Annotated in this window: 18 protein-coding genes and 1 tRNA gene; 16 read left to right on the top strand and 3 right to left on the bottom strand. The window is 58.7% G+C overall.

Features of this window, described 5'->3' with window-relative positions:
• Positions 1-13: 13 nt before the first annotated feature.
• On the bottom strand, positions 14-544 hold the full coding sequence (locus tag ACQZ5Y_RS00225) for an outer membrane protein assembly factor BamE (protein ID WP_003512524.1): 531 nt from the start codon (positions 542-544) through the stop codon (positions 14-16).
• Between the two features lie 270 nt (positions 545-814).
• Between ACQZ5Y_RS00225 and ACQZ5Y_RS00220 the strand changes: the two genes are divergently transcribed.
• From ACQZ5Y_RS00220 to ACQZ5Y_RS00145, 16 genes are all read left to right on the top strand, one after another.
• On the top strand, positions 815-1,354 hold the full coding sequence (locus tag ACQZ5Y_RS00220; RefSeq protein WP_174049337.1) for a ubiquinol-cytochrome C chaperone family protein: 540 nt from the start codon (positions 815-817) through the stop codon (positions 1,352-1,354).
• A gap of 8 nt (positions 1,355-1,362) precedes the next feature.
• Entirely contained in the window at positions 1,363-1,926 is a 564-nt protein-coding gene (locus ACQZ5Y_RS00215; protein ID WP_003512527.1) for a YceD family protein, read from the top strand.
• A 99-nt stretch (positions 1,927-2,025) separates the two neighbouring features.
• Positions 2,026-3,087 (top strand): phosphate acyltransferase PlsX, encoded by a 1,062-nt coding sequence (gene plsX / locus ACQZ5Y_RS00210; protein ID WP_003512528.1) that lies wholly within the window; start codon positions 2,026-2,028, stop codon positions 3,085-3,087.
• 4 nt (positions 3,088-3,091) lie between these two features.
• Positions 3,092-4,063 carry a beta-ketoacyl-ACP synthase III gene (locus ACQZ5Y_RS00205; RefSeq protein WP_003512529.1) on the top strand — a complete coding sequence of 324 codons (972 nt, stop codon included), beginning with the start codon at positions 3,092-3,094 and terminating at the stop codon, positions 4,061-4,063.
• A gap of 243 nt (positions 4,064-4,306) precedes the next feature.
• Positions 4,307-4,645, top strand: a complete 339-nt coding sequence (locus ACQZ5Y_RS00200) for an integration host factor subunit alpha (RefSeq protein WP_003512530.1) — start codon at positions 4,307-4,309, stop codon at positions 4,643-4,645.
• Positions 4,646-4,920: 275 nt separating this feature from the next.
• The gene (locus ACQZ5Y_RS00195) at positions 4,921-5,454 is read left to right on the top strand and encodes a MerR family transcriptional regulator (RefSeq protein WP_003512531.1); all 534 of its coding nucleotides are present in this window, start codon (positions 4,921-4,923) and stop codon (positions 5,452-5,454) included.
• Between the two features lie 116 nt (positions 5,455-5,570).
• Positions 5,571-6,299, top strand: a complete 729-nt coding sequence (locus ACQZ5Y_RS00190; protein ID WP_112289809.1) for a nuclease — start codon at positions 5,571-5,573, stop codon at positions 6,297-6,299.
• A gap of 141 nt (positions 6,300-6,440) precedes the next feature.
• Positions 6,441-6,526 (top strand) — tRNA-Leu (locus ACQZ5Y_RS00185).
• 247 nt (positions 6,527-6,773) lie between these two features.
• Positions 6,774-9,278 (top strand): heavy metal translocating P-type ATPase, encoded by a 2,505-nt coding sequence (locus tag ACQZ5Y_RS00180; protein ID WP_174049372.1) that lies wholly within the window; start codon positions 6,774-6,776, stop codon positions 9,276-9,278.
• Between the two features lie 12 nt (positions 9,279-9,290).
• Positions 9,291-10,313 carry a 2Fe-2S iron-sulfur cluster-binding protein gene (locus ACQZ5Y_RS00175; protein WP_174049338.1) on the top strand — a complete coding sequence of 341 codons (1,023 nt, stop codon included), beginning with the start codon at positions 9,291-9,293 and terminating at the stop codon, positions 10,311-10,313.
• An 11-nt stretch (positions 10,314-10,324) separates the two neighbouring features.
• Complete coding sequence (gene cueR / locus ACQZ5Y_RS00170) at positions 10,325-10,813, top strand: Cu(I)-responsive transcriptional regulator (protein WP_013635893.1); 489 nt, start codon at positions 10,325-10,327, stop codon at positions 10,811-10,813.
• Positions 10,814-10,885: 72 nt separating this feature from the next.
• Positions 10,886-11,830 carry an ABC transporter permease gene (locus tag ACQZ5Y_RS00165; protein ID WP_003512536.1) on the top strand — a complete coding sequence of 315 codons (945 nt, stop codon included), beginning with the start codon at positions 10,886-10,888 and terminating at the stop codon, positions 11,828-11,830.
• Entirely contained in the window at positions 11,820-12,725 is a 906-nt protein-coding gene (locus ACQZ5Y_RS00160) for an ABC transporter permease (protein ID WP_046205511.1), read from the top strand. The genes ACQZ5Y_RS00165 and ACQZ5Y_RS00160 overlap by 11 nt, the downstream gene beginning before the upstream one ends.
• Positions 12,726-12,866: 141 nt before the next feature.
• Entirely contained in the window at positions 12,867-13,931 is a 1,065-nt protein-coding gene (locus ACQZ5Y_RS00155) for an ABC transporter ATP-binding protein (RefSeq protein ID WP_174049339.1), read from the top strand.
• Positions 13,932-13,943: 12 nt separating this feature from the next.
• A complete protein-coding gene (locus tag ACQZ5Y_RS00150; protein WP_025593203.1) occupies positions 13,944-14,954 on the top strand; it encodes an ABC transporter ATP-binding protein in 1,011 nt (336 codons plus the stop codon).
• 239 nt (positions 14,955-15,193) lie between these two features.
• Positions 15,194-16,687: an ABC transporter substrate-binding protein gene (locus tag ACQZ5Y_RS00145; RefSeq protein ID WP_174049340.1), complete on the top strand. Its 1,494-nt coding sequence runs from the start codon at positions 15,194-15,196 to the stop codon at positions 16,685-16,687.
• Positions 16,688-16,968: 281 nt separating this feature from the next.
• On the opposite strand, the gene ACQZ5Y_RS00140 is transcribed toward ACQZ5Y_RS00145, so the two are convergent.
• A complete protein-coding gene (locus tag ACQZ5Y_RS00140) occupies positions 16,969-17,223 on the bottom strand; it encodes a heavy-metal-associated domain-containing protein (RefSeq protein WP_003496638.1) in 255 nt (84 codons plus the stop codon).
• Between the two features lie 107 nt (positions 17,224-17,330).
• Complete coding sequence (locus ACQZ5Y_RS00135; protein WP_003512541.1) at positions 17,331-18,788, bottom strand: TrkH family potassium uptake protein; 1,458 nt, start codon at positions 18,786-18,788, stop codon at positions 17,331-17,333.
• Between the last annotated feature and the right edge of the window lie 47 nt (positions 18,789-18,835).

Genomic DNA, 18,835 nt, shown 5'->3' with positions numbered 1-18,835 from the left:
CGTTCTTCTAAGATCAGGGGGTGTTGCCGCCCTGGCCAAGAATGCTCTTGGCGATGTTGGCGCCCGAGGTGCCGCCGGACAGCAGCTGCTGCAGGAAGGTGAGATCCTTGCCGCCTGTCGGGGTGGTACGCGAAATCGTGTCGAAGACCTTGCCGTCCTGCAGCGCGTAATTGGCCTTACGCTCGATTACGCCGTCCTTGTTGAAATAGATCGCGAGAATGTTCTGTTCGACCAACGTCGGCTTCATGAAAGCGGCGCGGCGCACACGCTTCTGCGAGATGTAATAGAAAACCTCGTTGCCGAACGTCGCCGTGGTGGAGGGCGTGCCCATGGTCAGCAGAACCTGCTCGCGGCTGGAACCTTCCGGGATCAGCTGAAGCGACTGCTCGTCCATGACGTAGCCGTTGTGGAACACATCGGTGGTGCTGGTGCAGGCGGAAAGCAGGGTGGACGCGACGACGATTGCGATGGCGGTCTTGCCCAGAATTTTGCCGTGACTTGCGGATTTCTGCTTGCTCAACTGCTTTTCCCCGACTGCGATCATGAATGGCACCTTCCGGCATTGCGTGGTGCACAGTGTCTGTGCACATGATTGTGTCAATCCGGGGACGGAAAATCCCGATCACCCCCCAAATTCAACGCTTTCACGGCCTTTGGAAACTCTTCCGGTCTCTTAGACTGTTTCAGCCGAAAGACGAACGTGACCGCGACAGCATTGCAATTCGTGGATGCTTCGGTAAACCAGCTTTGGCGATCATGCAACAAGTGCGATAGGCGGGTGAGCGAATTCACCAGCCCCGTTCGGAAAAAAACGATGATATTCGGGCTGTTCAGACAGAAAAACAACAACCGCGCCATAGTAGACCGGCAATATGCGATCTTGACGGCTGCGGCCCGCACGCCCGCTTTTTATCTTGATCTCGGCGTTCCAGACACGGTGATGGGCCGCTTCGAGATGCTGTCGATCGTCATGATTCTCTATTTCCGCCGCACCAAATCCTCCGGTGTGAGCGGGCAGGAAATCGCGCAGGAGATCGTCGACGCCTTTTTTCAGGATATCGACCATTCCATCCGTGAGCTCGGCATTGGCGACCAGGGCGTGCCGAAGCGCATGAAGAAATTTGCCGGCATGTTCTACGGGCGGCTCGAATCCTATGCGGCGGCGCTGGATGCATCCGACCCTGTTGCCCTTGCCGCAGCGCTCCGGCGCAATATATACCCCCAGACAGATGAGAAGGCACCGGAACTGGAGGGGCTAGCGGGCTGGATGATGGAGGCGTCTTCCACCCTTTCCGCTGGCTCCGAAGAAACGATAGCAACCGGAAGCCTGAAGCTGCCTTTGCCTGGACTATGAGGTTTACGATGAACGCGCGACACGCCGCAAATGACGATCTGCCTTTTTCCTACCCCGTAAAGGTAGGCCATATTTCCGCCAATCCGGTGAGGATTGGTCTTGAAGCCAATGCCGAGGAACTGAAGGCGCTGGCGAAATTCTGGGATGTGGTTTCCGTCGAATATCTGAAGGCGGAACTGCAGGTTACCCGCTGGAAGAGGGATGGCGTGAAGATCAAGGGCGAGGTGCATGCGGCCGTGACCCAGTCCTGCGTCGTGACGCTGGAGCCGGTTTCCAGCAAGATCGACGAGAGCGTCGAGCATATTTTCGTGCCGGAAGGATCGAAGCTGGCGCGGATGGTCACCAATGAGGAAGGGGAGATCGTACTCGATCCCAATGGCCCTGACATTCCCGACCAGTTCACCGGCGACAGCATTGATGTTGGCGCGACTGTTGCGGAATTCGCAGCCCTTGCGATCGATCCCTATCCGCGCAAATCGGATATTGAATTTACCGATACGACCGAAAATGAGCCTGAAGAAGAAAAGCGTCCGTCGCCTTTCGCCGTGCTGAAAGACTGGAAAAAAGACTGAATGTGCCGCCGGGCTGAAATAATTTTATTGTAACACAGGCCGGAACAGGTATTTTCGCGCAAAATCCGCTTGAGTGGCGGCAAAAAGGATAAGGGACGAGTGATCAGAATAGCGATTGACGTCATGGGTGGCGATTTCGGCCCTGATGTTGCCATACCCGGTGCCGCCAAGGCGCTTGAACGGCACAACGATGTGACTTTTCTGCTCTACGGGCAGAAAAGCAAGTGCGACCCCATTCTGGCACAATATCCCGCACTTCGGGAAAAGTCGGTCTTTCACGATTGTGAAATCTCGGTCGCCATGGACGAAAAGCCAAGTCAGGCGCTTCGTCGCGGCCGCTATGTCTCCAGCATGTGGCGCGCCATCGAGGCCGTGAAGCTCGGTGAAGCGGACGTCGTCGTATCCGCCGGCAATACCGGCGCGCTGATGGCCATGGCCAAATTCTGTTTGCGCACCATGGCGCGGGTGGAACGCCCGGCCATCGCCGGCATATGGCCGACGCTGAAAGGCGAAAGCATCGTACTCGATGTTGGCGCGACGATTGGCGCCGATTCCCAGCAATTGCTCGATTTTGCCCTGATGGGCGGCGCCATGGCGCGTGCGCTTTTCGATATCGACCGTCCGACCGTCGGTTTGCTGAATGTCGGCGTCGAGGAGGTGAAGGGTCAGGAAGAGGTCCGTGAAGCCGGACGGCTGATCCGCGAGGCCGATCTAGGCACCATCGATTACCGCGGTTTCGTCGAGGGTGACGACATTGGCAAGGGCACGGTGGATGTGGTGGTGACCGAAGGTTTCACCGGCAACATTGCGCTCAAAGCCGCCGAAGGCACGGCGCGCCAGATCACCACGCTTCTGCGTGAGGCGATCTCCCGCAGCTTCTTTGCCAAGATCGGTTATATTCTCGCGAAAAGCGCTTTCGATGTGCTGCGAGAAAAAATGGACCCGCGCAAGGTCAATGGCGGCGTGTTTCTCGGCCTGAACGGCATTGTCATCAAAAGCCATGGCGGCACGGACGCCATCGGTTTTGCCTCCGCGGTCGATGTCGGCTACGACATGGTCCATAACGGTCTTACGGCAAAAATTGAAAACGATCTGAAGATTTACCACGCAAGACGGCTTCCGCCCCCGGCGCCCGAAGCTCTCGTGGCTGACGAGGAATAAGGGAATGATCCGCTCTATCGTACGTGGTTTCGGGGCAGCGCTTCCGAAGCGTGTCATGACCAATAGTGAAATCGAAGGGGTCGTAGAGACTTCCGATGAATGGATCGTGCAGCGCACGGGCATTCGTCAGCGCTATATAGCGGGAGAAGGTGAGACCACCGCTTCGCTCGGCGAGGCTGCGGCGCGTGCGGCGCTCGACAATGCCGGCCTGACGCCCGATGACATCGACCTCATCATTCTGGCAACCTCGACACCGGACAATACATTTCCGGCAACGGCGGTAAACATCCAGAACCGTCTCGGCATGACCCACGGTTTCGCCTTCGACATGCAGGCCGTCTGCTCCGGCTTCGTCTATGCCGTGGCCACCGCCGATCTTTACATTCGCGGCGGCATGGCCAAGCGCGTGCTGGTGATCGGCGCCGAAACATTCTCGCGCATTCTCGACTGGAAGGACCGCACCACCTGCGTTCTGTTCGGTGATGGTGCAGGCGCGCTCGTGATCGAGGCAGGCGAAGGCGAAGGTACTTCCAGCGATCGTGGCATCCTCACCTCGCAGCTGCGCTCCGACGGTTCGCACAAGGACAAGCTTTACGTCGATGGTGGACCTTCCACGACCGGCACGGTCGGCCATCTGCGTATGGAAGGCCGGGAAGTGTTCAAGCACGCTGTCGGCATGATCACCGACGTCATCGAACAGGCTTTCGAGGCGACAGGCACGACGGCTGATGATCTCGACTGGCTCGTTCCGCATCAGGCCAACAAGCGCATCATCGACGGATCGGCAAAAAAGCTCAATATCGATCCGGAAAAAGTCGTCATCACCGTCGATAAACACGGCAATACGTCGGCCGCATCCATTCCGCTGGCGCTTGCCGTTGCGGCCAGTGACGGACGCATCAAGAAAGGCGATCTGGTCATGCTGGAAGCCATGGGCGGCGGTTTCACCTGGGGCGCAGTGCTGCTGCGCTGGTAACGGCAAATTTTAGCGTTTGCCGGGGCGCTGGCACAAAATCGGTTGTGATTTTTGCGGCAGTACCCCGTTCAAACGCGCTGAAGCGACCCCCGCGTGCGGCAAAACCGCGTCAGTCGCTCTAAGCCATTGCACTGATTGCCGAAAGCCTCAAATGAATCTGGAACAATCCCTTGACCGGTCGCCACAAGGGAAATAATCTCGGCGGCTCCTAGAGAAAAATTCAGACACGGTTTGTGGGGAAAAATGGCCGGGAAGACAGTGACACGCGCAGATCTTGCAGAATCTGTGTTTCGTAAAGTCGGGCTGTCCCGCACCGAATCCGCCGAACTGGTCGAAACGATCATCGACGAGATTTGTAATGCGATCACGCGCGGCGAGGTCGTCAAGCTCTCGTCCTTCGCGACATTTCAGATCAGGGAAAAGAACGAGCGTATCGGCCGCAACCCGAAAACGGGTGAGGAAGTTCCGATTTCGCCACGCCGCGTCATGACCTTCAAGGCGTCAAACGTGCTGAAACAGCGAATCCTGAAGGCGCATACGGCTCGCAAGACCAAGCAAAAGGGTCAGAAAGCCGGGGCGTAAGCCGGCTGTAACACGGGTTTTTTGCCGCATGGCAAGCCTTTATCCCCATTCTTCTTGTGAACATGCTTGAATTTCGACGTGCAAGCCGTTGAAATCTGGTCGACTCACATCATAATCAATTTTAGATAAATGGTATCTTGCCGCCACGGGCATCGGTGCGAGGATCGGGTTCGATTTTTCGCAAGACATGATGCACGGTATCGGCTGGTGAAAAGCGTTCTTGTTCAGTGTCCGGCTGGGTGCATGGCGCTCAAGGTCCGGATGGGAGTGGAAGTTTGGACAAAAGCCCCGACGCGTTTCGGACGATCAGTGAAGTGGCGGATGAGCTGAACCTGCCGCAGCACGTGCTGCGTTTCTGGGAAACGCGCTTTCCGCAGATCAAGCCGATGAAACGGGGCGGGGGCCGCCGTTATTACCGCCCTGATGATATCGATCTCCTCAAGGGCATTCGTCATCTTCTTTATGACCACGGCTACACCATCAAAGGCGTGCAGAAACTTCTGAAAACCAACGGAAACCGTTTCGTGGCGGCAATCGCGTCGGGCGATCTTGCTACCATGGAAGCCATCATGGCAGCGAGCGGCGAAAAGGAAGTTGCCGAACCGCGCGTGCTGGATCCGGACGGGGACGAGGTCGTCGGCCGCCCGAAAGCCAAGCCGAGCGGCCGATTTTTCGGCTTCGGCGGCGGTAACAGCGATACCGAGATATCGGTCGGCAAATCTGGCATCGGCAAGGATGACCAAGCGCTGTTGCAGGAGGCGCTGTTCGATCTTCTCGAATGCAAGCGGCTGCTTGATCAGGTTCGCTGATCGTTTATCCACAACTCTGTTTGAGCATTTTCAGGAAAAGCGAAGGCGCTCTGGAATGCCAACCTTTCAGAAACTCTCTTGACCGATAATGCGGCTCCGTAAAAAGGAGTCTGATCGTGAGCAATCGAAAACCGACAACGCGACGCCGTACGGCGAAGAAATCGGCCGGCGGCAGCGTTTGGCCCTGGGTGCTGATGCTGGGCGTCGTGGCCGGCGGCATTCAGGCTTACGAACATCGCGACAGTCTTATGCCGCAGCGGCATGTCGCGAAGGCAACATCCGCCACGACAAATTCCCCCAAGATCGCCGTAGCCGCCAAACGCGAGACGGCCGTACCGGAGAAGGTGGCGGCCATCCGCCCCGCATCGCCGGTTTCACCGATCAATGGTCCGGTGCCGCCACGCTCGATTGCCATGCCGCCTGCGGCACAGCAGAGCCAGGTTGCCGCTATCCTGCCGGAAACACGCCCTTCGGTCGAAAAAGTCTCGCTGGGAGAAAAAAGCGGCGCCTTTGCCTTTTGTGGTCGCTCAGGTCTCACCAATTGCGTGGCCGATGGGAATACCTTCTGGATGAAGGGCGTGAAAATGCAGCTCGCCGGCATCGAGGTCCCGCAGATCGACCGGGCGCGATGCATGGAAGAGCGTCAGCGCGGTTTCATTGCCAAGGTGCGGTTGCGGGATATGTTGAATGCCGGCGCATTCGATGTGGCGTCGTCGGCAACAGCCGGCGGGCAAGCCATGGAACGCAAACGGATTTCACGTTCGGGCGTATCCTTTGCCGATCAACTCGTGCGGGAAGGCCTGGCTCATCCGGTCTCGGCAAAAAATCAGTCCTGGTGTGGCTAAGGCCCGGTTGACCGAAACGGTGCGGCCTGTGTAGATGTGGCGCTGTCGGTGCTTGGGGTCAGGGTCTCGTTCGATCCTGCGCCTGAGGAATGACAAGGCAATTTTGTAGCGCCGGGGCCTGTTGGCACGCGGTGCGACAATGCGGACGTGGCGAAATCGGTAGACGCAGCAGACTTAAAATCTGCCGACCATTGGTCTTGCGGGTTCAAGTCCCGCCGTCCGCACCATTTCCATCTCCAATTAAAAGATTTCTCTGCCGTTTTCCTACGACATGCGGGCATTCGGGATGGATTCTGCGCCAGGATAGTCGATATCCGGGCAATCGATTGCATCATGACGGATGAGTCAGCCTAAAAAATGGGCTTGTTCACGCTCGCGGCATTTCTCCGTGAAAATCATCCAAAAGAGCCTATTGACCTTGCCACGATGGGAAGCCCTATCTTTTTTTTGTAAAGAGAAAAAGAGGTCATGCGCATGTCACAAATCCAGATACAGGCGAACCATTCGATAGCCATCGAGGGAATGACATGTGCCTCCTGCGTCGGTCGTGTCGAGAAGGCTATTGCCAAGGTCCCGGGGGTCGTCAAGGCTTCGGTCAATCTTGCGACGGAGCGCGCCGATATTGCTTTTTCAGGAGCGCCCAACGTTTCGGCCGTTGTCGATGCCGTGCGAAATGCAGGCTATAGCGTCGACGAGAAAACCATCGAACTCGATATCGAAGGCATGACTTGCGCGTCCTGCGTCGGCCGTGTCGAAAAGGCGCTGAAGGCCGTTTCCGGTGTCTCAGACGCGAGTGTCAATCTCGCAACGGAGCGGGCCACCGTGCGCGTCGCCGGCAATGCCGTCTCTGGCGCCAGGCTGGCCGAAGCAATCAGCCAAGCCGGTTACAAGGCAAACGAGATCGTCGCTGACAAGGCCAAGGGTGACGAGCCGGACCGGCGCGAAGCCGAATTGCGCGGTTTGAAAATCAGCCTGGCCACCGCTGTTGCCCTGACGCTGCCGGTCTTCATTCTGGAGATGGGCTCGCATCTGGTGCCCGCCATCCATGATTTCGTGATGGAAACCGTCGGCATGCGGGAAAGCTGGTATCTGCAATTCGCGCTGACCACGCTTGTCCTCTTCGGGCCGGGCCTGCGGTTCTTCAAAAAAGGCATCCCCGCACTTCTGCGGCTGGCGCCGGATATGAATTCGCTGGTGGTGCTGGGCACCGCCGCCGCCTGGGGGTTCTCGGTCGTCGCCACCTTCGTGCCCGAAATCCTGCCGAGAGGCACGGCCAATGTCTATTATGAGGCCGCAGCGGTGATCGTCACGCTTATCCTGCTCGGCCGTTTCCTCGAGGCGCGCGCCAAGGGCCGCACCAGCGAGGCGATAAAGCGGCTCGTCGGCCTGCAGGCCAAGTCGGCCCGTGTGATGCGCAATGGTGAAACCATCGATGTGCCGCTTCAGGATGTTGCGACTGGCGATGTCATCGTCGTCCGTCCCGGCGAGAAAGTGCCAGTCGATGGTCTGGTGCTTGATGGTTCTTCCTATGTCGACGAATCGATGATTACAGGCGAGCCGGTGCCGGTGACCAAGACGGCTGGGTCCGAAGTCGTGGGCGGTACGGTCAACAGAAACGGCTCCTTCACGTTCCGCGCCACGAAGGTCGGTGCCGACACGCTGATCGCGCAGATCATCCGCATGGTCGAGGAAGCGCAGGCCGACAAACTGCCGATACAGGCGCTGGTGGACAAGGTGACCAACTGGTTCGTGCCTGCAGTCATGCTCGCTGCACTCGTCACCTTCATCGTCTGGTTCATTCTCGGACCGGACCCGGCCTTGACCTTTGCGCTGGTTAACGCCGTCGCTGTCCTCATCATCGCTTGCCCCTGCGCCATGGGTCTTGCCACCCCGACCTCGATCATGGTCGGTACCGGACGCGCCGCCGAAATGGGGGTGCTGTTCCGGCGCGGCGATGCTCTCCAGACTTTGCGTGATGCCGATGTCATCGCCGTCGACAAGACCGGCACGCTGACGCTCGGCAAGCCGACACTGGTGCATTTCACCACGACCGAAGGCTTCGATCAGGATGAGGTGTTGCGCCTTGTCGCCTCGCTTGAAAGCCGTTCCGAACATCCCATAGCCGAAGCGATCGTCGAGGCGGCAAAAGATGGTGGCCTGACGCTTGCCGACGCGGCCGGCTTTGAGGCGACCCCCGGTTTCGGCGTTGCGGCAACGGTTGACGGCCGCAAGGTCGAGGCGGGCGCCGACCGCTTCATGGTGAAGCTCGGTTACGACATTGCGAAGTTCGCCGACGATGCCGACCGGCTGGGCAGGGAAGGGCAGTCGCCGCTTTATGCCGCTGTCGATGGCCGGCTGGCCGCCATCATCGCTGTTGCCGATCCGATCAAGTCGACGACCCCGGAGGCGATCGCAGCGCTGCATGCGCTTGGTCTCAAGGTCACGATGATAACAGGCGATAACCGCCGCACGGCCGAAGCCATTGCCCGCCGTCTTGGTATCGACGAAGTGGTGGCGGAAGTACTGCCTGACGGCAAGGTCGAGGCCGTTAAAAGACTTGCGGCCGATGGCCGGCGGGTGGCCTTCGTCGGTGATGGCATCAACGATGCGCCGGCCCTTGCGGCGGCCGATGTCGGTCTGGCAATCGGCACGGGTACGGATGTCGCCATAGAAAGCGCCGATGTGGTGTTGATGTCTGGCGATTTGCGCGGTGTCGCGAATGCCATTGCGTTGTCCAAGGCGACGATCCGCAACATCCGCCAGAACCTGTTCTGGGCCTTTGCCTATAATGCCGCACTCGTTCCCGTGGCGGCCGGAATATTGTATCCTGCCAACGGTGTTCTGCTGTCGCCTGTCCTTGCAGCCGGAGCCATGGCGCTTTCCAGCGTGTTTGTCTTGACCAACGCGCTGCGTCTCAAAAGCTTCCGTCCGCCGCTGCTGGACAGATCGTCCGGCATGCAACTCGCAGCGGCAGAATAGGGGGCGGATGTGATGACGCCTGGAAACACAGTCTATTTGCCACGTATCGGACGCAGCATTGTCGCAGCGCAGGGCGAGACCGTCCTTCAGGCCGCCCTTGCCGCCGGAATTTCCTATCCGCACGGCTGTCGCATGGGCCGGTGCGGGGCGTGCAAATCGCACCTCGTCTCAGGCGAGATCGACCTTCTCAAGCATACGCCCTTTTCGTTGACAGAAGAGGAAAAGGCGGAAGGACTGACACTCGCCTGCCGCGCCGTGCCGTTGAGCGACGTGACGATCGGCTGGCTCGACGGTGAGGATGAGTTTGCCGATATTCCGGCCGGCCGCTTTGATGGCGTCATCGCGGAAGCGGTGGATGCGACGCATGATATCAAGCTCATCCGCATCAGGCTCGACGATCGCGAACTGTTTACCTTCAAGGCCGGCCAATATGTGCGCCTGCTTTATCCGGACTGTTCGCCGCGTGACTATTCCATTGCCAGCCGCATCGATGAGGACCTGATCGAATTCCATATCCGGCATGTCCCCGGCGGCGTCACGAGTGGCCATATTTTCGCGAACGCCAAGGCGGGTGACCCTGTCGTACTGGTCGGTCCCTTCGGGTCTTCGTATCTGCGGGAAAAGCATTGCGGACCGATCCTCGGCATTGCCGGCGGTTCGGGGCTGGCGCCGGTGAAGGCGGTGGTAGAGGCAGCGCTTGCCACTGATCGGACCACGGGCCGGCAACGCCCGATCCATGTCTATTTCGGCGCCCGCGCCGAGCGTGACCTCTATATGGTCGACCGTTTCGAAGAACTTGCCGTAAGCCACGGCAATCTGAGCTTTGTTCCAGTTCTCTCGAATGAAGACCATGCGCAGATGCGGCGCGGTTATGTCGGTTCCGCCGTGGCGGACGACTTCGACGATCTCGATGGCTGGAAAGCCTATCTGGCCGGACCGCCGGCGATGATCGAGGCAACGGTGCCGCAGCTCCTGGCAAGGGGCATCCGCACCGCCGACATTCATGCAGACGTGTTTTTCACCCCGGAAAGATAGGAGCAGGATCGATGAACATTGGTACAGCCGCCACCGCATCCGGTGTTTCCGCAAAGATGATCCGCCACTACGAGACGATCGGGCTGATCAAATCCGCAAACCGCACGGAATCCGGTTATCGGGTCTATACGACCAACGATCTGGAGACGCTGCGTTTCATCCGCCGCGGCCGCGACCTCGGTTTCTCGATCGAAAAGATCAGGCAGCTCATGACCCTGTGGCGCGATCCCGGCGGTGCATCCTGCGACGTCAAGCGCATCGTCATGGAACATGTCGTAGATCTCGAGGCCAAGATGCATGCTCTTCGGGAGATGGCCGACACGCTGCGAAATATCGCGACCTATTGCCCTGACAATGGTGAACCGGATTGCCCGATCATTCAGGATCTTGCCCAATCTGAAGACCCCGATTTTACGCCGGTGGCGATCCTGCCCAAGCGTTCCGGCATGCTGAAGGGCACGTCCGGTGTGGTGACGGATTTGCCGCGCCTCATGAAATAAACCGCATTTCCCCGGCGGGGACCGATCATCAATTGCAGTGCAATGGCCATTTTCGGCGAAGGAGAACAGGCAATGTGGATACAGATAATACAACGCTTCCTTATTCTGTGCCTTATGCTGATGATCGTCTCCGTCATCGCGTTTCTTTTGCCCTACATGGCCGGTGGCGATCCTGCCCGCACCATTCTGTTTTCGCGCATGCGCGATACGGCGCTCGATCCGCATGCAGTCGAGGCCCTTCGGTTAAGCCTCGGGCTCGACCGGCCGCTTTACGTCCAATATTTCGCATGGCTGTCGGGCGCGCTGCGCGGTGATCTGGGCTTTTCCTTCACCAGCAGCCAGCCCGTGGCGGGTGAGCTTTTGCGCTCTCTCGGCGTGTCCGTGACATTGGCACTGACGGCGCTGGCGATTGCGGTCGCCGTCGCCCTGCCGCTCGGCACGTTGGCGGCGATGCGCCCGGGTGGTCGGCTGGACAATTTCGCAACGCTGATGATCCAGACCTTCGTTGCCACGCCGGAATACTGGTTTGCGCCGATGTCGGCGCTCGTCTTTGCGCTCTATCTCGGCTGGTTGCCGTCCGCGGGCTGGGATAGCTGGCGCTCGCTGGTGCTTCCCGCTTTGACGTTGACGCTGCGCCCACTGGCCTATTTCACACAGGTGACGCGCGCCGCCATGGCTGAGGTTCTGCGCGCGCCTTACATCACGGCGGCCCGCAGCCGCGGTCTCGGCATGCATGGCACGGTCATGCGCCACGGCATTCGCAACGGTTCGCTTCCGATCGTCACCTTCTTTGCCCTATGGCTTGCGGGCCTGCTTGGCGGATCGGTGGTCGTGGAGGTGATATTCGCCATCCCCGGAATGGGCCGGCTTCTTTACGACGCCGTGGTCAATCGGGACATCCCCATGCTGCAGGGCGGTTTCATCTGCATCGTCGCCCTTTCCATCCTGATCAATACCCTGGCCGATGGCCTCTATGTCCTGATCAATCCAGCAATGCGAGGTCAACATGACCATTAGTCACTTCCCGAGCGCGCCGGTAGCCGCCATGCCAATGACCTTGCCCAAGCGCCCGTCGACACTTTTCCGGTTCACGGATTTCATCCGCCGGCGGCACTGGACGTTCTACGCGGGTTCGGCGATTTTTCTCGTCATCATCGTGCTGCTCGTCATCGCGCCGTGGATTTCGCCCTATAATCCCGCGCAGCAAAGCCTTCGCCTGCGGTTGAATGCGCCAAGCGCCGCCTACTGGCTGGGCACTGACCATCTTGGGCGTGATGTCTTGAGCCGGTTGCTTATCGGCGGACGCTTCACGGTCACGATTGCCGCCATCACCGTCATTCTGTCGGTCGCCATTGGAACATTCATCGGCATCATCAGCGGTCGCAGCCGCGGCGTTCTCGATGAAGTCCTGATGCGGGTGGTGGATCTGCTCATCGCCATCCCTGACGTGGTGATCGCCATTTTCCTCGTCGCCATCTTCGGCCCGGGATATGGAACATTGATCGCGTCGCTGACGATCGTCGGCTGGACACCTTTTGCACGACTGGCACGCGGGCTGACGCTTTCGATCAATTCCCGAGAATATATGCGCGCCGCCGAGGTGCTTGGATGCACACGCCGCTTCATTATTTTCCGGCATGTCATTCCCAACACGATCTGGCCGATCGCAGCCGTTGCCTTCCTGCGCTTCGGCCACAAGCTGATCACGGTGGGCGGACTGTCGTTTCTCGGCCTCGGCGTGCAGCCGCCTGCCGCAGACTGGGCGCTGATGCTAGCCGATGCGCAGGCCTATGCGGAACGTATGCCTATTCTCGTGATCGCACCGGGTCTGGCGATTTTCCTGTCGGCGTTGAGCGTGACATGGATCGGCCACGGCCTGAACATGGATACCAGGAAACCGAACGGCCATTGACGCCTGCGGTTAGAGCAATGACCGGCGCCCGCGCCGATCAAACATACACAGGGCACGATAGCCCCGAGGAGAGTATTATCGTCTGAAGCCGCTTGAAAATACGCCCATGCCTCCGATGCAATAATAATAAGGGGAACTCTTATGAATATCGAAGGACACACGCATGCCAATACGGCCATCGCCCCGGAGCGGACATCGCTTCTGGAAATCGAGGATCTGCACGTTTCGGTGCCGTCTGCAAATGGCCGCAAGTTTGTTATCTCCGGTCTGACGCTCTCCGTCGATGCCGGAGAGGTCGTTGCACTGGTCGGCGAATCCGGATCTGGCAAGAGCATGACGGCTCTGTCGCTGATGCGGCTGTTGCCGCACGGCGCTGAAATCAACTCCGGCCGCATTTCCTTTGCCGGGCGCGACATTCTTGCTCTCTCGCCCTCCGAGCTTGATGCGTTGCGCGGCGCCGATATCGGAATGCTTTTTCAGCAACCGCAGGCAATGCTCGATCCGACCAGCCGGGTCAGGACGCAGGTCGCCGAGCCACTGTGGGTCCACCGCAAGATGAGCCGGCATGCGGCACTGGGCCGGGTTGTCGGCATGCTCTCGGATGTTGGAATTCCCGATCCGTCGGCGCGGGCGCAATGCTTCGCACATGAACTCTCCGGCGGCATGGCGCAGCGCGTCATGATTGCTGCGGCACTCTCCGGCAATCCGCAACTGCTGATCGCCGATGAACCGACGACGGCACTCGATGTCACCGTCCAGGCACAAATATTGCGCCTGCTCGACGATGAGCGTCGGAAGCGGCGGCTTGCCACGCTGCTCATCACCCATGACCTCTCAGTCGTTGCCGCTTTCGCGGACCGGATTGCGGTGATGTATGCTGGTCGCATTGTCGAGGAAGGGCCGACGCAGGCAATCCTCAAGGCGCCGCAACATCCCTATACCAAGGCGCTCATCAGCTGCTCGCTTTTGACGACCGACAGCGAGGGGCAGCTGCTGACGATCCCCGGTTCCAGCTCGCAGGCCCATGACATGTCCTGCGGTTGCCGTTTCCATCCCCGCTGCGCGCTTGCACAGTCTGCCGGCATGGGCGGCCGTTGCATGGCAACGGAGCCGGATTTGAATGCCTTGCCGGAAGGTCGCAAGGCGCGGTGCTGGGCGGTCGACGACGACCATGCCGGCAGCCATGCCAGTCACACAGTCTGCTGAAGGAGGGTTGCGATGCTATCGACAGTGAAAACACCGAACCGGCCTCAGGCGGATGGCAAGATCAAGCCCTATGTGGTCGCAAACAACCTGTGCAAATATTATCCGATATCGGGTTTCGGCAATCGCGTGGTCAAATCCGTGGACGATGTTTCCCTCACGATCGGCGAGGGCGAGGTTCTTGGTCTCGTTGGCGAATCCGGCTGCGGCAAAAGCACTGTCGCCGGGCTGATAACGCGGTTGACCAACGCGACGAAAGGCGAGGTCAGCATCGGAGACCACGATATTCTGCACATGCAGGGCGAGACGCTGCGGCGCATGCGCCGTGTCGTGCAACTGGTGTTCCAGGATCCCTATTCCGCGCTCGACCCGCGCATGCGCATAGGGCAAAGCATGGAAGCGCCGCTTGCCCAGCACGGCATCGGCACGCGCGAAGAACGCATAGCGCGCGTGTTCAAGATGCTGGAGGAGGTCGGTCTCGATGCCTCCTATTATGACCGTTATCCGAGCCAGTGCTCCGGCGGGCAGTTGCAACGCGTGGTCATAGGACGCGCGCTTCTTCTCAATCCAAGCTTCCTTGTGTGCGACGAACCGACATCGGCGCTCGACGCCTCCATGCGCACGCAGATCCTGAACCTGCTGATGGACATGAAGCGTCGTCATGGTTTGACGGTGCTGATGATTTCCCATGACCTGCGCGTGGTGCGTTACCTCTGCGACCGTATCGCGGTGATGTATCTCGGGCGGATCGTTGAAATCGCCGACCGGGATGAGCTTTTCCGGGCGCCTAAGCATCCCTATACGAAGGCTCTGATTGCCTCGTCCATGCTGGATGAAACCGGATTATATGCACCGGAAATGCTTCTGGATGGTGATTTGCCAAGCCCGCTCAATCCTCCAAGTGGCTGCAAGTTTCACACCCGCTGCAAATATGCGACGCAGATTTGCAGCGAACAGGAACCGGTTCTGGAAGACGTCGCCGGGGAGCATTTCGCTCGTTGCCATCACTGGCGCGAATGGGGTTGAGAAGCAGCGCAGTTACAGTCTTCTGGTTCTGTAAAAACAGATGAATCGTGCGTTTGTGAATTAATATCGGAATTAAATTCCGAGTATAAAAACATAAAATAAATTATATTCAAGCGGATGTTCGTGGAGCGTCCGAAGGATATTCTTATGTCTTACGAGATCTATTTTATGAAGATCTTAAATCTCGTGAGGCGACTGACTTTTGAGCGTTGTCATCAAAAATAAAAGGGGAATATTCAATGATAAAGCACGTACTTTTGGCGACAAGCGCCATTGTGTTTTCGTTTTCAGTTCAAACGGCCAAGGCCGATACGATTACCTATGACGACAATTTCGGTGTCAAGACCGGTTGGCAAATGGCGTCGGACGACGCCTATCTCGGCTCACGCGCGGGTTGTTTCGAAAGCTTCGTGCGGGTCGGCTACGACATGAAACTGGAGCCCAGTCTTGCCGAAAGCTGGAAGCAGACGGACCCTAAGGTCTGGGAATTCAAGCTGCGCAAGGGTGTGAAGTTCCAGAATGGCGAGCCGCTCAATGCCGCAACCGCAGTCAATGCGCTGACCAATCTTCTGAAGGCGCCGGTTCCAGCCCGCGCCTTCTCGCCGAAGTTGATTGCTTCTGTCGAAGCGAGCGGCGACGACAGCGTGAAGATAACCACCATCGAACCATCGGTGATGCTACCGGCGCAAATGGCGAGCCCTGCCACGTCAATCCTTGCCCCCGCCGCTTATAAGGACGGGAAAGTCGATCCGGTCGGGACCTGCACCGGACCTTTCAAGATCACGGAGGTCGACCCCAGCCAGTATATGCTTCTTTCCTCCAACCACGATTATTGGGGCGGCATGCCGAAGCTTTCCGGAGGCCGCGTCAACTTCGTTCCCGATGCCGACACCCGCGCCACCCAGGTCCGAACCGGCGAAGCGCAGATTTCGCGCCTCGTGCCACCATGGACGGTCAAGACCATCGAATCCACCGACGGCGTCAAGGTCGCGCCAATTCCTTCGCCGCGCATTACGGAACTTCTGCTGAACAACGCTAAGGCGCCTTTCAATAATGTGAAAGTGCGTCAGGCGATCCAGGCGGCCATCGACACCACCGGTATCGCCGACAGCATTTACGAAGGCGCTGTAAAGGGTGCTACCCTGCCTTTCGCAGCGGGAGAGCCATGGGCCGCGAAGGAAGTCGAGCCCGCCTATAATGTCGAGAAAGCCAAGGCTCTGCTGAAAGAGGCAGGCGTAGCGCCAGGCAGTCTGAAGATCGCGCTCCTCGCCTATACGGCAAAAACGGAACTGAAGGATGTCGCGGCCATTATCCAGGCCCAGTTGCAGGAAATCGGCATCAAGGTTGATGTTCGCGTCGCCGATTACAGTGCAATCGAGCCAGATCTGCTGTCCGGTAATTTCGACATGGCGCTCCTGTCCCGCGGTTATGCCACAGATGTTGCCGAACCGGCCGGCTTCCTCAATGCCGACTATACCTGCGGCGGCAGCTACAATATCTCGCATTATTGCAACGAAGACACCGACAAGCTGATCAAATCGGCCTATGCGACGGCCGAACCTGCCAAGCGGTATGCAATTTACGGCGAGGCGGCAAAGAAGCTGTATGAGGAGGCCGTCACCGTCTTCCTGATCCATGAGACCGTATTCGACGCCTATTCGGAGAAGCTTGCAAACTACAAGCCCCATCCCATCAACTACTTCGTCATGACCAAGGATCTGGCAACGAAGTAAGGCGTGCGACATTGCCGATGAAGCCCAGCCCGGCTCGCAAGAGCCGGGTTTTTCGTGTGCATAGAGATGATTGATGCCGGCGTTTGACGAATACGGGTTTGAAATCCGGAAAACCTCCGCTGTTATCCCTGGGAAGGGAGAGGGCATATGCAGCCTGGGGGAGGTAAGAAGGGGCGGACGTTGGTATCGTCCAGCGGCTGTCACGCAAGCTCGGCGTGAAGCGGGGGCAGGCAGGTCGATCCGGCGGCAGGGATGAAGGCCGCCGCCGGCATCTCGTCAAATCAGGCGCGCGCTTCCGGCGTATAGCCTGCAGCGGTGATGATTTCAGCAATACGTGCCGCGTCGGAGACGCCGCCAACCACAACCGTGCGGCTTGCCGGATCAGCATGAACGGCGGCACCGGGAACGGTCTTTTCGATTGCGCCCTTGATCACACCGGCGCAGTGACCGCAGGTCATGTCTTCAACGTGGAAAGAAAGGTCGGCATCAACAGGTGCGGCAGCGGTTTCGGGGTGATGCTGGTGGGCGGTGCACATAGGCGGTTCTCCTTGGGTTGGAACTCGTAACAGCAGGAGCCTGGACTATTCCAACGTGGGAAGGTCAAGCGCTTTATTAAGGCAGCCAAAATAAGCGCACCGGCATTTTAGTTGCGCCAGAAAATCGGCATCAGCAGCACGAGAACGGTGAGGATTTCCAGACGTCCAAGCAGCATCAGGACAGACAGGAGATAGAGCGCTGGATCGCTGATCGTGGAGAAATTGCCGACAGGCCCGATGATCGGGCCGATGCCGGGGCCGACATTGGCAAGTGCGGTCGCAACGCCCGAGGTCGCAGTCAGGAAATCGTAACCCATCAGGCTCATGGCGAGGCTGCCGGCGATCCAGAGCGCGATGAAACAGCTGACGAAAAGGAAGATCGTCCGGATCGTGTCGGGATCGACCACCTGCTGCCCGTAACGGACCGAATAAACGGCGTTCGGATAGATCAGCTTTTTGAGGCCCGCCCGAACGACATTGAACATGATCAGAAAACGATAGGCCTTGATACCACCCGCCGTCGAGCCGGAGCAGCCGCCCATGAAGGTTGCGAAAAATGCAACGACGACAACGAACGGACCCCACAGCGTGTAGTCGTCGCTCGCAAAGCCACCGGTCGAGAGGATTGATGTCATGTTGAAGAAGGAATGGCTGAGCGCAGTATCCAGCGGCACGCCGTTTCTAAGGTGGTGATAAACGCCGACTGCGATGGAAATCGCGCAGAGATAGCCAAGGAAGACGGCTATCTGCGGGTCGCGCAGCGTCTCCAGCCTGCGGCGCACCGCAAGCAGGATCATCACCGAGAAGGGCAGGCTGCCGAAGATCAGGAAGATGGTGGCAATCCAAAGCAGCGCCGTGTTGTTGAAATAGGCAAACGAGGCGTCGTGGGTGGAAAAACCGCCGGTCGCAACCGTCGACATGGCATGGTTGAGGGCATCGAAATGCGACATGCCGGCAAAATCGAAAGCCACCGTGCAGGCGATGGTCATGATGATGTAGATCGCCACGAAAGCGCGGGTGAAGCTTGCCAGCCGCGCGAAGGGCCGGTCATTGCCGGTGTCGGACGATTCCATGCGGAAGAAGGTCATGCCGCCAACGCGCAAGAGCGGCAGAATGAAGAGGCCAAGCGCGACAATACCGATGCCGCCGAGCCAACAGAGCAACGACCGCCACAGAAGAATGCCCTGCGGCGCATTATCGAGGCCGGATATGGCGGTCGATCCCGTCGTCGTGATGGCCGAGACCGATTCGAAAAGGGCCTGACCGGGCGTCAGGTCAAGCTCGGACAGATAGAGCGGAACCGCTCCGACAATGGAAAATACAAGCCAGAGCACGTTGACGAGCAGGAAGCCGAAACGTTTGTTGAAGGACGCGATCGGTGCGCGCGTGGCCAGCGCACAGGCAAGTGCAAAGCCGCCGCACATGAAGCCTGAAAGCGCAAACACCGTCCAGTCGTCATTGCCGTAATAAAGGTCCGTCAGCGCGGGCAGGAACATGGCCGTCGCGAGATAGAGCCCGAAGATGGACGCCACATATATGACCGAGCGCAGAAGATTGCTGTTCAAGAAATGAAACCCAGGGTTCGTGGCAGCGTGAAATGAGTCTTTGTCTC

It is taken from the genome of Agrobacterium sp. A3-95 (assembly GCF_053521785.1).
The sequence above is the reverse complement of the archived record's forward strand: the minus strand, read 5'-3'. Positions and strand labels throughout refer to the sequence as shown.